The organism is Nostoc sp. DSM 114159, assembly GCF_053470285.1.
Window position 1 is genome coordinate 3,663,764 of the sequence record NZ_JBPFEH010000001.1, and the last position, 14,270, is coordinate 3,678,033.

At 44.0% G+C, this 14,270-nt stretch carries 12 protein-coding genes; 11 read left to right on the forward strand and 1 reads right to left on the reverse strand.

The window, feature by feature from the left end; all coding sequences use genetic code 11:
- The first annotated feature begins 1,166 nt into the window (after nt 1-1,166).
- Nucleotides 1,167-1,919, forward strand: a complete 753-nt coding sequence (locus tag ACR5KR_RS15090) for an SDR family oxidoreductase (RefSeq protein ID WP_445631669.1) — start codon at nt 1,167-1,169, stop codon at nt 1,917-1,919.
- A gap of 97 nt (nt 1,920-2,016) precedes the next feature.
- On the opposite strand, the gene ACR5KR_RS15095 is transcribed toward ACR5KR_RS15090, so the two are convergent.
- On the reverse strand, nt 2,017-2,706 hold the full coding sequence (locus ACR5KR_RS15095) for a 5'-methylthioadenosine/S-adenosylhomocysteine nucleosidase family protein (protein WP_448267087.1): 690 nt from the start codon (nt 2,704-2,706) through the stop codon (nt 2,017-2,019).
- A 228-nt stretch (nt 2,707-2,934) separates the two neighbouring features.
- Between ACR5KR_RS15095 and ACR5KR_RS15100 the strand changes: the two genes are divergently transcribed.
- The 10 genes from ACR5KR_RS15100 to ACR5KR_RS15145 all read left to right on the forward strand — a co-directional run bounded on the left by ACR5KR_RS15100 (nt 2,935) and on the right by ACR5KR_RS15145 (nt 14,105).
- A complete protein-coding gene (locus tag ACR5KR_RS15100) occupies nt 2,935-5,718 on the forward strand; it encodes an efflux RND transporter permease subunit (RefSeq protein WP_448267088.1) in 2,784 nt (927 codons plus the stop codon).
- Nucleotides 5,718-6,701, forward strand: coding sequence for a hopanoid-associated sugar epimerase (hpnA, locus tag ACR5KR_RS15105; protein ID WP_448267089.1), 984 nt, complete (start codon nt 5,718-5,720; stop codon nt 6,699-6,701). The genes ACR5KR_RS15100 and hpnA overlap by 1 nt, the downstream gene beginning before the upstream one ends.
- A 122-nt stretch (nt 6,702-6,823) precedes the next feature.
- The gene (hpnH, locus tag ACR5KR_RS15110; RefSeq protein ID WP_445631665.1) at nt 6,824-7,843 is read left to right on the forward strand and encodes an adenosyl-hopene transferase HpnH; all 1,020 of its coding nucleotides are present in this window, start codon (nt 6,824-6,826) and stop codon (nt 7,841-7,843) included.
- A 184-nt stretch (nt 7,844-8,027) separates the two neighbouring features.
- Complete coding sequence (locus tag ACR5KR_RS15115) at nt 8,028-8,843, forward strand: alpha/beta fold hydrolase (protein WP_448267090.1); 816 nt, start codon at nt 8,028-8,030, stop codon at nt 8,841-8,843.
- A 418-nt stretch (nt 8,844-9,261) separates the two neighbouring features.
- The gene (locus tag ACR5KR_RS15120) at nt 9,262-9,783 is read left to right on the forward strand and encodes a phycocyanin subunit beta (RefSeq protein WP_099099077.1); all 522 of its coding nucleotides are present in this window, start codon (nt 9,262-9,264) and stop codon (nt 9,781-9,783) included.
- Nucleotides 9,784-9,880: 97 nt separating this feature from the next.
- The gene (cpcA, locus tag ACR5KR_RS15125; RefSeq protein ID WP_445631663.1) at nt 9,881-10,372 is read left to right on the forward strand and encodes a phycocyanin subunit alpha; all 492 of its coding nucleotides are present in this window, start codon (nt 9,881-9,883) and stop codon (nt 10,370-10,372) included.
- A gap of 699 nt (nt 10,373-11,071) precedes the next feature.
- Nucleotides 11,072-11,884, forward strand: a complete 813-nt coding sequence (locus ACR5KR_RS15130) for a phycobilisome rod-core linker polypeptide (protein WP_445631662.1) — start codon at nt 11,072-11,074, stop codon at nt 11,882-11,884.
- Nucleotides 11,885-12,056: 172 nt separating this feature from the next.
- A complete protein-coding gene (locus tag ACR5KR_RS15135; protein WP_448267091.1) occupies nt 12,057-12,926 on the forward strand; it encodes a phycobilisome rod-core linker polypeptide in 870 nt (289 codons plus the stop codon).
- Between the two features lie 67 nt (nt 12,927-12,993).
- On the forward strand, nt 12,994-13,263 hold the full coding sequence (locus tag ACR5KR_RS15140; protein WP_448267092.1) for a phycobilisome linker polypeptide: 270 nt from the start codon (nt 12,994-12,996) through the stop codon (nt 13,261-13,263).
- A complete protein-coding gene (locus tag ACR5KR_RS15145) occupies nt 13,263-14,105 on the forward strand; it encodes a HEAT repeat domain-containing protein (RefSeq protein WP_448267093.1) in 843 nt (280 codons plus the stop codon). Before ACR5KR_RS15140 ends, ACR5KR_RS15145 begins: the two co-directional genes overlap by 1 nt.
- Nucleotides 14,106-14,270 lie beyond the last annotated feature (165 nt).

Sequence of the window (14,270 nt, forward strand, 5' to 3'; positions counted from 1 at the left end):
AATTAGCTCTCATGGAACCCAACCCTGACAAGGTTATATATTATGTTTCCCAATCTAGACTCTTACTTAATATGCATTATGATAAAGTTTTTGTAAAACTTATTTTATAAACTATTTAATGATCGTAATTCTATTGAACTTTATACTGTCAGTAGTTATTCAAATTTAATATTAAATTGTAAAAAAAGCTTGATAATACGATTTTTTAAAAGCAAAATTTAATTGTTATATCAATTAATCAATCAGCTAGTTATAAATATTTTTTCCATCAATCTAGACGTATATAAATAATAAACTCTTAGTTTCTTTGGTCTTTTTGATAGATATTGCATTCGATTAATCAAATGCAATTAATGTTATAAATAAAGTCAAAAAATGCAAGCTTATAGAGACCCTGAACTAAGGTTTTAGTAAATTAAAGACGCGGAATAAAGTTTTCTTATTAGCAAAGGTAAGCTGTTACGCAAAAAGAAAAGCGCATTAACTGGTGAAGGTTGTCCTAAGTCAATTGTCATTTGTCATTTGTCCTTGGTAAACACAAATGACTAATGACTAATGACGGTCTTAACGGAGTTTGTGCAATATGTAGGCGCATTAGCTTAACATAGAAGCTCAGACAGGAATGGTACTAAGAAAAGATACAGCCCTTGATTTGACTGGTTCCCAGTTTTTAAGCTCTTAACTCATTCTTGGAGGCTCCGCCTCCAGTAGCTTGACAAGAGGCAGAGCTTCTTTTAAATATATTCCCAGCCTGGAGGCTGGGAACAAGACAACACAAACCTTTGGGCTTTACAAGCGTGCCATTCGGCTCAGACGGTTAATGCCGATGGCCTCAGTTAGCTTTATAAGGGATGCTCCCAGATAGTCCTTGCGCCAAAACATGTGCAAAGCTTGCTCTCAGGCTTCGTCAATATCGAAAGCGCAAGGAAATCCTTGCGACTTAATTAGATTTTTCCGCTTTCATACCTATAAGTATAAAACTTCCTTGACACCAAGACTTAATCAAGGGATACTTTTTGTATCGATTGGTAAATAAGCATTTAGTTGGTAACTATTATGCCCACCAAAGCACCTGATGCCAGCCATTTGATCGATGGTGGGTTTACAGCTTGAACGATATGCGATCGGACTCACAATCACTAAACCTTATTCAAAAGAACATCGTTATGTCACAAAAGCTCTCAGAAAAAGTCGCGCTCATTACAGGTGGCACCAGCGGTATCGGTCTTGCGACTGCCAAGCGATTCGTCGCCGAAGGTGCGTATGTTTTCATCACAGGTCGTCGTCAGCATGAACTTGATGCCGCCGTCAAAGAGATCGGTAAAAACGTCACTGGCGTTCAAAGCGATGTCTCTCTTCTTGCAGACCTCGATCGCCTTTACACCACAATTGAGCAAGAGAAAGGTCGCCTTGAGATCATTTTCGCCAATGCTGGAGGTGGGGAACTTGCCCCGCTTGGATCGATAACTGAGGAACACTTTGACAAAACCTTTAACACCAACGTCAAAGGTCTGCTTTTCACTGTGCAGAAGGCATTGCCTTTGTTGTCAGAGGGAGCTTCAATTATTCTCAATGCTTCGATTACTTCTATTAAAGGCAACCCAGCATTCAGCGTTTACAGCGCCACCAAAGCCGCCGTGCGCTCGTTTGCACGCAACTGGACACTCGACCTCAAAGAGCGCAAAATTCGTGTCAATGCTATCAGCCCTGGTGTTGTGCCTACTCCTGGCTACAATCTTCTGGGACTGACCGAGGAGCAAGTGCAGGAATTTGTAGCAAGTCAGGCTGTCAATATCCCCCTTGGGCGGGTGGGTACGCCAGACGAGATTGCCAAAGCTGTTGTCTTCCTTGCATCCGATGACAGCAGCTTTGTCAACGGCATCGAACTCTTCGTCGATGGGGGCATGGCGCAGATTTGAAGTGTTCTCAAAACAGTCAGCAATGTAAAAGATAGGCTGTTTCTAGTTTGCTGAATGCTCAACTCAAATAACTGTGTGCCATTAATTCTGCAACAAATTATTCCAGCTGATTGCCAGAAAAGAGCCGATTTGTAACTTGCTCTAACACCTTTAATGCTGTCAATGAACCTCGAATCAACCGAGTAGCGGCAAAAGGTTGTCGAAGCATGGCGATCGCTAACGGCAAAGGGTTTAGAGAGCCGTCAGAGTTAATTGCTGGTGTAAGATCGGGGATATTATGCTGACAATCGTCGCTAACTACTCGTAGCATTGCCACAGACATCCCAGCCGCATTGAAAAATTCTAAAGCGGTAAATCCTTCCATATCTACAACATCAGCCGCCAAAGTCTTACCTAAATGACGTTTTTCGGCAGCAGACCAAATTACGCGATCGCTTGTTAGTGACTTGACTAATGAGCCTTGTTCTGGTATGAAAGAGTGCAATTGTGCTGTGAAAGTGCGATCGCATTCTTGCTGTTTCTCCTGATAAATACAATTTTGATACAGCACAAGATCGCCAACTGTATAGCGATCGCTCAAGCTGCCACATATACCCATAATTAGGACTCTGGATTTTGGAGTCAGAAATTGTCCTTGTTGCAGGTATTTGAGTAAAGGTTTCATGCCAACAGGTATGGCTAATACTGTTGGCATGAAGCCAGTAACGCCGCTTAATCCGCGACACACAGCTTTATATTCTGCTCCTTGAGGCACCAGAATTGTGTTGATGGGCAAAAAATTAGACACTAGCTCTCTCGATAGTTTCAAGTTTTAAGGGACTTCCAAATTAGATCCCCGACTTCTTTGAGAAGTCGGGATCTGAACACCGCCCATTTTCACAAATCAAATAGGATTGCTATCTCTGAGTGATAATAAGTAATATTGCCGTTTAGTAGTAACCAAAAATTAGCAAACCGAAGATGATTGCTGTAGCATGACTAAATAATTGTGTCATCCACACGATAATTTTCCAAGATGGTAAAGCTTCATAACTCCAAATCCGCACGAGAACTCTTCAATATTTCCAAATTGGCGATTCAATTTTCGTGGCTGACGGTGAGTTTTTGGATTGCCGTAACGGTAGCTGGTGTTCTGGCTTTCAGTTCCCTTAAATATGCCTTGTTTCCAGATATTACTTTTCCAGTAGTGGTTGTAAATGCTACAGCTCCCCTGACAACTGCCCTGGATACAGAAGCGAAGCTCACCAAACCCCTAGAAGAACGCCTCCGCTCCCTTGAAGGACTGGAGGTTATCCGCTCATCCACCTATCCTAGTCAAACAGCCGTTAGCCTCTCTTTTGTCGTTGGGACGAATTTAGAAACATCAACCAAAAAGGTTGAAACTGCCCTGAAGCAGTTGGCTCTACCTCAAGGAGCGACTTCTAAAATTATTCCCCTGAATCTAAACGAGTCAGCCGCCATTAGTTATGCCATAGAGAGTCCTACACGGAATCTCAAAGATTTGACGAAGTTAGCGCAAGATGAGATTGTTAGTGCGATCGCTAAATTACCAGGAGTATTAAAAGTCTCACTACTAGGCGCTGCGACTGCAACTCCTCCGATAAATCCAGCGAATGCGAGTGCAACAATCCCCCAAGGTGGGGCGACATTAGTCCGGTTTAACGGTGAAGATGCACTCGCATTTCAGGTAATCAAACGCGGTAATGCTAATACTTTGGAAGTAGTGAGTCGGGTTGAGAAAGAAGTTCAAAGGCTACGCTCTACCCTTAAAGATGTCAAACTTACCTTAGCTGCCACCCAAGCAGAATATATCCGCCAAGCCACCCAGTCAACCATCGATGCTTTGCTGGAAGCCGTCTTGTTGTCAATAGTGGTAATTTTTCCTTTTTTATGGAATTGGCGGGCAACTCTGATTTCTGCCTTGGCGATTCCCACGTCTTTGTTGGCGACATTTATCGTCATGGCGATTTTCGGCTTCAACCTAGAAACAATCACCCTGCTGGCTTTAGCTTTGGTGATTGGTAGCATTGTTGATGATGCGATCGTGGATGTGGAAAACATCATGCGACACGTTGAAGATGGAGAAACTCCTCGCCAAGCAGCACTTTTAGCGACAAATGAGATTGGGTTGACAGTTACCGCCGCCACTTTAACAGCAGTAGCAGTTTTTCTACCCATAGGTTTAATGGGTGGGGTAATTGGTCAGTTCTTCAAGCCTTTTGGCATCACTGTATCTGCGGCGATGCTTGCTTCTATGCTAGTTGCTCGGACTTTATCTCCAGTTCTGGCTATCTACTGGCTCAAACCGAAATCCTCGCTCTCCCCGCGTCGAGAAGCAAAAATCTGGGTGGCGTTTACCCAATCTTACAGAAATTTGCTCAGTTGGTCTTTAAATCACCGCAAGATAGTTATCGGGTTAGCTGCACTCAGTTTCATCGCAGGTATAGCACTGATTCCACTAATTCCCAAAGGATTTATTCCCAAACTCGATCGCGGCGAATTTAATATTGCTTATACGGCTCCTTTGCCGAGTATCCCTGATTTGGGCAGAGGGGGACAAGGGGGACAAGGGGGACAAGGAGGACAAGGAGGACAAGGAGGACAAGGGGGACAAGGAGGACAAGGAGGACAAGGGAGTGATATTCCTAGTCCCCAATCTCTAATCCCCAATCCCCAATCCCCAATTCCCAATCCTTTAAATGATTCTCTTGTGGTTGCGAAGAAACTAGAAGAGGTTGTGAGAAAATCATCGGCAGTTGAAACGGTATTTACCACTGTTGGTTCTCGTGAGGGTGAACCAAATAAAGGGACACTATACGTAAAGTTAAAGGAAAATCGCACGATCGCAACTGCGGAATTACAAGACCAGTTGCGCTCCTCCTTACCTACTATTTCTGGGGTAACTACTAGTGTTGAAGATATTCAATTTGTCGATTCTGGCGGTCAAAAACCCCTGCAAATAGCATTACAAGGTGATAATCTCCAAGCTTTGAGCAAAGCAGTCAAAGCCATTAAAGAAAGGATTCAAAGGCTACCGGGATTCGCTGATGTCACAGTTACAGGTGAAACGAATCCACAGGGCACGGTTTTTCAGATCGAGCGTCTGAATAATCAGCGCGTAGCCTACATCAGTGCTAATCTTGGCAAGGATCTGTCTTTGGGTGATGCCACTGACAAAGTGGTAGCTGAAGCAAACGCGGTGTTACCCTCTAATGTTTCTTTAAATTTAGGAGGAGACTCTGCTAACCAAAATAAGGTTTTTAGCAGTTTCGGCAGTACTTTAGCTCTATCTGCCTTGTGCATTGTTGTGGTACTAATTTTACTATTCAAAAGCTGGGTAGACCCTTTAGTTATTGGTGTCTCTTTGCCTTTAGCACTAGTGGGGGCGATGTTGGCGCTACTAATTACCAAGAGCGACTTTGGTATGATCTCATTGATCGGTTTCGTCTTTTTGCTGGGGCTGGCAAATAAAAATGCGATTTTGCTTGTAGATTATATCAACCAGTTACGCAATGCTGGCTTAGACCGTACAGAGGCGATTCTCAACACCGGACTAGTGCGCCTCAGACCAATTATGATGACCACGGCCTCGACTATTTTAGGGATGCTGCCGATCGCTTTGGGTTTGGGTGCTGGTTCCGAATTGCGATCGCCGATGGCTGTAGCGATCGCAGGTGGATTAGTAACTTCAACTATTCTCAGTTTGATTGTTGTGCCAGTAGTCTACACAATTTTGGATGATTGGTTTCCCCGATTTAAGAAGGGGAGCAGGGGAGCAGGGGAGCAGGGGGCAAGTTGATGCAGGTTTTTGTCACCGGGGGGACGGGTTTTATTGGTGCTCATTTGGTACGGTTGTTGCTGCAACAGGGATATGCCGTCAAAGCACTGGTACGCCATAGCAGCAATTTGGAGAATTTACGCGGTTTAGAGGTGGAAATTGTCAAAGGCGATTTGAACGATCCAAATCTCTGGCAACAGATGGGAGGTTGTCAATATTTATTTCATGTAGCAGCTCATTATTCCCTCTGGCAGACAGACCGAGAATTACTCCACCGTTACAATGTTCTGGGTACGCGCAATGTGTTGGCAGCAGCTCGCAAGGCTAACATTGAACGCACTGTCTACACAAGTTCAGTGGCAGCGATTGGGGTAGGATCGTCAGGGGAAGTTGTGGATGAAACACATCAGAGTTCCTTAGAAAAGTTGGTGGGTGACTATAAAAAGTCTAAGTTTTTGGCTGAACAAGAAGCTATGCAAGCCGTTGCTACAGGCCAGGAGGTAGTTATTGTCAATCCCAGCAGTCCGATTGGCTCGTTGGATATCAAACCTACCCCGACGGGTGATATAATCTTGCGGTTTTTACGACGGCAAATGCCCTTTTACATGGATACTGGTCTAAATTTTATCGACGTGCGGGATGTGGCATGGGGGCATTTACTGGCTTTGCAACGGGGTAAATCTGGCGATCGCTATATCTTAGGTCATCAAAACCTCAGTCTCAAGCAACTACTCGAACAACTCGCTGATATCACAGGTCTGAGCGCACCTCAACAAACAGTACCCGCTTGGTTGCCCCTAAGTGTTGCCTGGGTTGATGAAAAAATTCTCGCACCATTGGGTAAATCGCCCTCAGTACCATTAGATGGCGTTCGGATGGCGAAACAACCTATGTATTACAATGCTTCAAAGGCTGTACGAGAATTGGATCTACCCCAATCTTCGCTCAACGCCGCACTCAATGACGCTGTGGATTGGTTTGTTGCTCAGGGATATGTCAAATGAAAAATATAGCGATTTACGTGTGGATGCAATAGACAGTAGGGGTGTGCAAGGTCTTGCGCCCCTACAAAGGTTTTATGTTTTCCAGTGGTGTATTTATCTTTAAAAGAGGAGCGATCGCAACAATGGCAGTTAATCTACAACAAGCTATGGATATTGGGAAGTATCTTGTTACACAGCGTTTGAAAGGACGCAAACGCTTCCCCTTAGTGTTGATGTTAGAACCTCTTTTTCGGTGTAATCTCGCTTGTACTGGTTGTGGTAAAATCCAACATCCGAAGGAAATATTAAAGCAAAATCTCACCCCAGAACAGTGTTTTGCCGCTGTGGAAGAGTGTGGCGCACCAGTTGTCTCCATTCCTGGTGGAGAACCTCTGCTACATCCCCAAATTGATGAGATTGTCCAGGGATTAATTGAGCGCAAGAAATATATTTACTTGTGTACTAATGGTTTGTTATTAGAAAAGAGCCTGGATAAGTTTCAACCTTCTCCTTACCTCACTTTCAGCGTGCATTTAGATGGAATGCGGGAATTACACGATCGCTGCGTCGATCGTAAAGGTGTTTTTGATATTGCTGTCAAAGCCATTCGTGCCGCTAAAGCTAAAGGCTTTCGTGTTACAACTAACACCACTATCTTTGAAGGTACTGAACCTAAAGATATGCAAGAGTTCTTCAACTTTCTGGAAACACTAAATACTGACGGGATGATGATTTCTCCCGGTTACAGTTATGAGTGGGCACCAGATCAAGATCATTTTCTCCACCGCGAACAAACCCGCGCCCTCTTCCGGCAAATTCTGGCTCCCTACAAAAGTGGTGAAAAAAATTGGAACTTCAATCACAATCCGTTGTTCCTAGATTTTCTCACGGGTGATAAGGACTACGAATGCACGCCTTGGGGTAGCCCTAGTTATAGCGTTCTCGGTTGGCAAAAACCTTGCTATCTGCTGAACGAAGGTTATTACTCTACTTTTAAGGAATTACTGGCACAAACTGACTGGAGTCAATACGGCCAGAAGAGTGGTAATCCTAAGTGTGCCGATTGTATGGTTCATTGTGGTTACGAACCCACCGCCGCAATGGATGCAATGCAGCCGCAAAATATGGCGCGTGCCCTTGGCAGTGTGTTTGGTAGAAACTAGTAGTCTGTCCCAAAAGTTTTGAGAGATTAGTGGTGTTCAGATCCCCGACTTCTTAAAGAAGTCGGGGATCTAGCAGCTCTTCAATGCAACAACATCCAGTGAGGATAAAAAGAGGATGCTTATTTAGAGATATTGCGATCGCTTCTTGAGCCAAATTCGCCGAATTTCATCAGAAAAAATACTTATGCCATTTGTATCTGTTCGCGACCTGCAAATGTATTATGAGATTCGTGGCACTGGTCAACGCCTACTCAGTATCAGTGGTACTGGAGGAGATTTGCAGCGATCGCCGACTATTTTTGACTCACCACTAGCCCCACACTTTGAAATCTTAGCCTACGATCAGCGCGGTCTGGGTCAAACTTCAAAACCTGATATTCCTTACACCATAGCAGATTACGCCGCTGATGCAGACTCTTTGTTAAATGCAGTTGGGTGGGAAAGCGCTCATGTCATCGGAATTTCCTTTGGCGGTATGGTAGCCCAAGAGTTGGCACTGCGCTATCCACACCGCGTTAAACGTCTTGTTTTGGCCTGTACTAGTAGTGGTGGTGCTGGTGGCTCGTCATATCCACTACATGAACTCGCAAACCTTGCTGCTGAAGAACTAGCTCATCGGCAAATCACAATTGCTGATACTCGTTGGCAAGAGGAAGCTTGGCTCTCTAGCCGAACTACACAATTTCAGGAATTAGTAAAGCTGACACTAGCAGTTTTTCAAGCGGGTACAAACGAACCAAGTCGTGAAGTTGGGCGTCGTCGTCAGCTTGAGGCTCGTGCTGCTCACGATACATATAATCGACTTTCTCAACTGCATATTCCTGTCTATATCTGCGGCGGCCATCACGATGGCATATCTCCACCTGTCAATCTTGAGGCAATGCACAAACAGATACCAGGTTCGTATTTAGAGTTCTTTAAGGGCGGTCATGGTTTTCTTTACCAAGACTCCCAAGCATTCAAGCGCGTTATTGCCTTTCTCCAAAATAAATTTGAGTAATTTTACATAAGACATATAAGAAATCACTACAAAGTGACATTAACTACAATATCTATTGCCCTCCCACAACAGCAGCGATCGGCTCGTAAACTAAACATAGTCCAAAATGTGAAGTTATGTAAATAATTTTCACAAACATAACAATAATTTGTAATAAAATATGATGCAGCAGCATTGTATAAAGAGAACTTGGAAGTAAAAAACAACATCTTAATCAGGTTTTCCAGTCGTTCATAGAAGTTTGAAGTTTTTTAACAAAAGTTTTAATCTGAAAGCCTGGAGATCGTAAACTTATTTCTTGGATGTCTGTTTTAAACCTTTCGTAACTCGTCAGGCAGTGCTGACATCAAAAATCAACTGAACCATTCAGTTTTGAGTCCAATTATTCTTAACCAAGCAAATTAGGAGATTTAACGCAATGGTTTTAGATGCATTTGCAAAAGTAGTTTCCCAAGCTGATACACGCGGCGAATATCTCTCTGATGCACAATTAGATGCATTGAGCGAACTAGTCAAAGATGGTAACAAGCGTGCAGATGCTGTTAACCGTATTACCAGCAATGCGTCAGCTCTTGTTGCTGCTGCGGCTCGTGATTTGTGGGCAGAACAACCCCAATTGATCACTCCCGGTGGTAATGCATACACCAGCCGTCGTGCAGCTGCTTGTATCAGAGACTTGGACATCATTCTTCGCTATATCACCTACGCTATCTTTGCTGGCGATTCTAGCGTACTAGACGATCGTGCCCTCAATGGATTGCGGGAAACCTACTTGGCATTGGGAACTCCAGGAGCTTCAGTTGCTGTTGGTATTCAAAAGCTGAAACAAGCTTCTTTGGCAATTGTCAACGATACAAACAATATCACCAGAGGCGATTGCAGTGCTTTGTCATCTGAAATAGCTAGCTATTTCGATCGTGCTGCTGCTGCTGTAGCTTAAGCAAAGCAAGCATTGCTGATGTTGACTAAATAATTGTCCTGTCTATTAGGACAAAACAAAATTTCAACCATAACGTTTGTAAAAGGGAAATACCAAAATGACAAAAACACCTCTAACTGAAGCAATTGCATCGGCTGATTCTCAAGGACGCTACCTCAGCAGCACCGAAATTCAAGTTGCTTTTGGTCGCTTCCGCCAAGCTCCTGCTAGCTTACAAGCAGCAAAAGCTTTGAGCGCCAATGCTCAACGCTTGACCGAAGGTGCTGCTCAAGCAGTGTATAACAAGTACCCTTACACCACTCAACAACAAGGCCCTAACTTCGCGGCTGATGCACGCGGTAAAGGCAAGTGTGTACGTGATATCGGCTACTACTTGCGGATTATCACATACGCTTTAGTTGTTGGTGGCACAGGTCCCTTGGATGATTTCTTAATTTCTGGCTTGGCTGAAATCAACCGGACTTTTGACCTGTCTCCTAGCTGGTACATTGAAGCTCTCAAGTACATCAAAGCTAACCACGGTCTCAGCGGCGATCCAGCTGTTGAAGCAAATTCCTACATCGACTATGTAATCAATACTCTAAGCTAGAGTGTTTCTTTAGCCCGGAGAGGAAATCAGCTCTTATGACAAGTGAGTTCTATGAGTTGTTTACCTCTCCGGGCAGTTTTTTAAGAAAAGCTAGCTGAAAACCTTGGAGAAAGAGGAACGTAGTTCTGTATTTTTTGCTTTAGAACAGGGATGAAAGCTGCCGACGTAGCACGGTATTTGCTACAAATTTGGGAAAGTTCACAACCCAGTGCCTCGTTTAAGCTACCGTCAATTGGCACAATATTTTTGTCAGTACAAGATTTAAGAACCTACCCTCGGACTGGGGGAAAGTATACGCCCGAAATAACGTAAGGAGATATCACTACGCCCTTATGGCAAATGTGGTGAGGTAGCGATCGCAATGTTCTACCTTCTCTTGGGAGACGCTACGTGTTCGCGGAACGTTCCGTAAGGAAGGAAAGATGCTAGTGCAACGTTAGCGAGTCCGCGCCCCTACAGGGAAGCAAGCTACGGGCAGTGTCTGGCAGAGAACGTCTAGAGGTTTCTCCCCTATGAGGGACTGCCAAACCGATAAGGTGAGCCTGGGAACCTGTGGAAACAGGATATTAAGGCAGCTATGTCTTAAAAATCACCTGATTTCAAGTAAGGTGAGTGTCAATTTCAAAAAGACTGTTAAAAGACTAGAAAAAATTTTCTAAAAAGTTTTCAGTTTTGCAGTTAAAACTGAGGAGGTTAAAGATGGCAGCTTTGGGACAAGCAGCAAGATTAGGGATTGCAGCGTTTGAAAATTCAGCACCAGTAGAACTACGCCCTGATAGAACAGAAGCCGATGTGGCAGTGGTTATCCGGACGGCTTACCGTCAGGTTTTGGGTAATGCATATCTACTAGAAGGAGAGCGTCTAGAGAGTGCAGAATCACTGTTGCAACAAGGTGAAATCACCGTAAGAGGATTTGTGCTAGCCATTGCTCAATCAGAACTCTATCGGGATAAGTTTTTCTACTCCAACTCCCAAACTCGGTTTATCGAGTTGAATTATAAGCATTTATTGGGGCGTGCCCCAGAAGATGAGTCAGAGATTTCGTACCATGTTGAGCTTTACAACTCACAAGGTTACGAAGCTGAGATTAATTCCTACATTGACTCATTAGAATATCAAGAGAGTTTTGGCGAAAATATTGTGCCCTACTACAGAGGCTTTAAAAGTCAAGTAGGACAGAAAAATGTTGGCTATAGCCGACTGTTCCAACTTTACCGGGGTTATGCCAATAGCGATCGCGCTCAAGGACAAAAACAAGGACGCCTCACTTGGGAAGTGGCTAAGAATTTAGCTTCACCCATTTATCCAGTCTCTGCTGGAGCCTTAGCAGGTCTTTCTAGAGGCGATCGCGGCGAAACATACCGGATCAGAGTACTACAAGCAGCTTCCCCAAACTCAGCTGTAGTACGGCGCGGTACTGCGGAATTGATCGTACCCTACGAACAACTTTCTAGTAAATTACAGCAGTTGAATCGCAAGGGCAGTAAGGTTATTAGCATTACAGCCGTATAAATAGGGAATCGGGAATTAAGTGAGGAGTTAGGAGTGAGGAGTGAGGAGTCAAGAGTGAGGAGTTAGAAGTTATGAGTTTTAAACTCCTAACTATATTCCTACCCTTAAATCCTAACTCTTAACTCCTAACTCCTAATTTTTCCAACTATTAATTACAAAAGGAAAATTACCAATGGCCGTTACAACAGCAGCTTCTCGTCTGGGAACAGAACCTTTTAGCGATCAGTCTCCTGTAGAATTGCGTCCGAATGCAACCAAAGAAGACATTGAAAGAGTAATTGCTGCCGTCTATCGTCAAGTTTTGGGCAACAACTACATTTTGGCATCTGACCGCCTGACAAGTGCTGAATCTATCCTGCGTGATGGAAAAAGTACAGTGCAAGAGTTTGTGCGTCAAGTAGCTAAATCAGAACTGTACAAATCCAGATTTTTCTACGACAACTTCCAAACTCGTGTCATCGAACTGAACTACAAACATTTATTGGGTCGTGCCCCTTATGATGAGTCTGATGTCGTCTATCACTTGGACTTGTATCAAACCAAGGGATATGAAGCCGACATTGATTCTTATATCGATTCTCCAGAGTATCAATCTAACTTTGGTGAAAATATAGTGCCTTACTATCGCGGCTTTGAAACCCAAACAGGACAAAAAACTGTCGGATTTACCCGAATATTTCAACTTTATCGCGGCTATGCCAGTAGCGATACCTCCCAACTCAAAGGCAAAGACTCCCGCCTTGCTAGCGAACTAGGTCGCAATAGTGCATCTGTCGTTGTTCCTCCCTCTGGTGCTTCTTCAGGCTTTTCATACGTTGCTTCTGAAAAAGGCGTTACCCCCAGCAGCACTTTTGGTGGTGCGGGAACTTTTGGTAAAGAAGGCAGACTTTACCGCATTGAAGTAGCAGGTGTTTTTGGAGCTGGGTATCCCAGCACACGCCGCGTCAATCAAGCGGTGGTTATACCTTATGAAGAACTATCTAGTTACTTCCAGAGAGTGGTAAAACAAGGTGGTAAAATAGCTAGTGTGAAACCCCTTTAGGATCAATAGTCAATAGTCATTAGTCAATAGTCATTATTAAGGACAAAGGACTAATGACGATCTAAAATTGGAAATTAATTTTATGGTTGGAGCAATTAGTAGTACGAGTAGTCGCTACTTTCGGTATGAAGTGGTGGGTTTGCGCCAAAGCGAAGAAACTGAAAAAACCAACTATCCGATTCGTTCTAGTGCTACTGTGTTTTTCACAGTACCAGAGAACCGGATGAATCAAGAAATGCAGCGGATTACTCGCTTGGGTGGCAAAATAGTCAGCATTCAGCCATTGAACGCTGAAGCTAAAACAAATAGCGAACAAAGCGATCCTCCTTCTTCATAATGAATTCTAGTTCGCAGAAATTTGAAGATTTATCACCGACAGGTAACTCTGGCGATGGTGAATCTTTAACAGTAGAGCAAGCGATCGCTAATCTTGAGAGTGCAGATTTAGGTCTGCGCTTTTATGCTGCCTGGTGGTTGGGTAGGTTTCAAATCTGTGAAGCACCTGCGGTAAGAGGATTGATTAAAGCGCTAGAGGATGAAGCCGACAGAACACCAGAAGGCGGATATCCTCTGCGACGTAACGCAGCTAGGGCTTTAGGGAAACTAGGCGCTCGCCAGGCAGTCTCGCCTTTAATTGGGTGTTTAGACTGCTCAGATTTTTATGTCCGGGAAGCAGCGGCACAATCCTTAGAAATGCTGGGCGATCCGGTTTGCATCCCCGCTTTGATTGAGTTATTACAAGTAGGTTTGCAGGGAGAGCAGCTGAGATCGCAGCCTGATTTATCTCAACCCTACGAAGCCATTTTAGAAGCCTTGGGAACATTAAGGGCGACTGAGTGCATCCCCTTGGTAAAACCATTTTTAGAGCATCCAATCGAATTGGTGCAGTATGCTGCCGCACGAGCGATGTATCAATTAACCCAAGAACCAGTTTATGGAGAACGGTTAGTTAAAGCTCTGGCAGGAGATAAATTGCAATTGCGTCGAGCAGTGTTAGCAGATTTGGGAGCGATTGGGTATTTACCCGCAGCAGATGCGATCGCCGAAACTCTTGCTGAAAATAGCCTGAAGCTAATTTCTCTGAAAGGATTACTAGAACATCAAGTTAAGCACACAGCAACAAGCACTTTGTCAGATGGTGCGATGAAAGTGATAAATTTGATGGACTCGCTATTGTAGTCATAATTTCCCAGGCATTAGTTGTTATTAATACGCTTAAATCAACTATTTACCACAAATAAACCCCTAACATAACTGCGAGATAAGGGCTAGGGGGTTTATGTCTGATGTCAACTACGGAGGGCTTAAGCTACAATTGGCAGATCCCTAATGACTGATGGCTTA

Coding starts and splice junctions, on each gene's coding strand:
- ACR5KR_RS15090 (WP_445631669.1), top strand. CDS start 1,167: ATGTCACAAAAGCTCTCAGAAAAAGTCGCGCTCATTACAGGTGGCACC.
- ACR5KR_RS15100 (WP_448267088.1), top strand. CDS start 2,935: ATGGTAAAGCTTCATAACTCCAAATCCGCACGAGAACTCTTCAATATT.
- hpnA (WP_448267089.1), top strand. CDS start 5,718: ATGCAGGTTTTTGTCACCGGGGGGACGGGTTTTATTGGTGCTCATTTG.
- hpnH (WP_445631665.1), top strand. CDS start 6,824: ATGGCAGTTAATCTACAACAAGCTATGGATATTGGGAAGTATCTTGTT.
- ACR5KR_RS15115 (WP_448267090.1), top strand. CDS start 8,028: ATGCCATTTGTATCTGTTCGCGACCTGCAAATGTATTATGAGATTCGT.
- ACR5KR_RS15120 (WP_099099077.1), top strand. CDS start 9,262: ATGGTTTTAGATGCATTTGCAAAAGTAGTTTCCCAAGCTGATACACGC.
- cpcA (WP_445631663.1), top strand. CDS start 9,881: ATGACAAAAACACCTCTAACTGAAGCAATTGCATCGGCTGATTCTCAA.
- ACR5KR_RS15130 (WP_445631662.1), top strand. CDS start 11,072: ATGGCAGCTTTGGGACAAGCAGCAAGATTAGGGATTGCAGCGTTTGAA.
- ACR5KR_RS15135 (WP_448267091.1), top strand. CDS start 12,057: ATGGCCGTTACAACAGCAGCTTCTCGTCTGGGAACAGAACCTTTTAGC.
- ACR5KR_RS15145 (WP_448267093.1), top strand. CDS start 13,263: ATGAATTCTAGTTCGCAGAAATTTGAAGATTTATCACCGACAGGTAAC.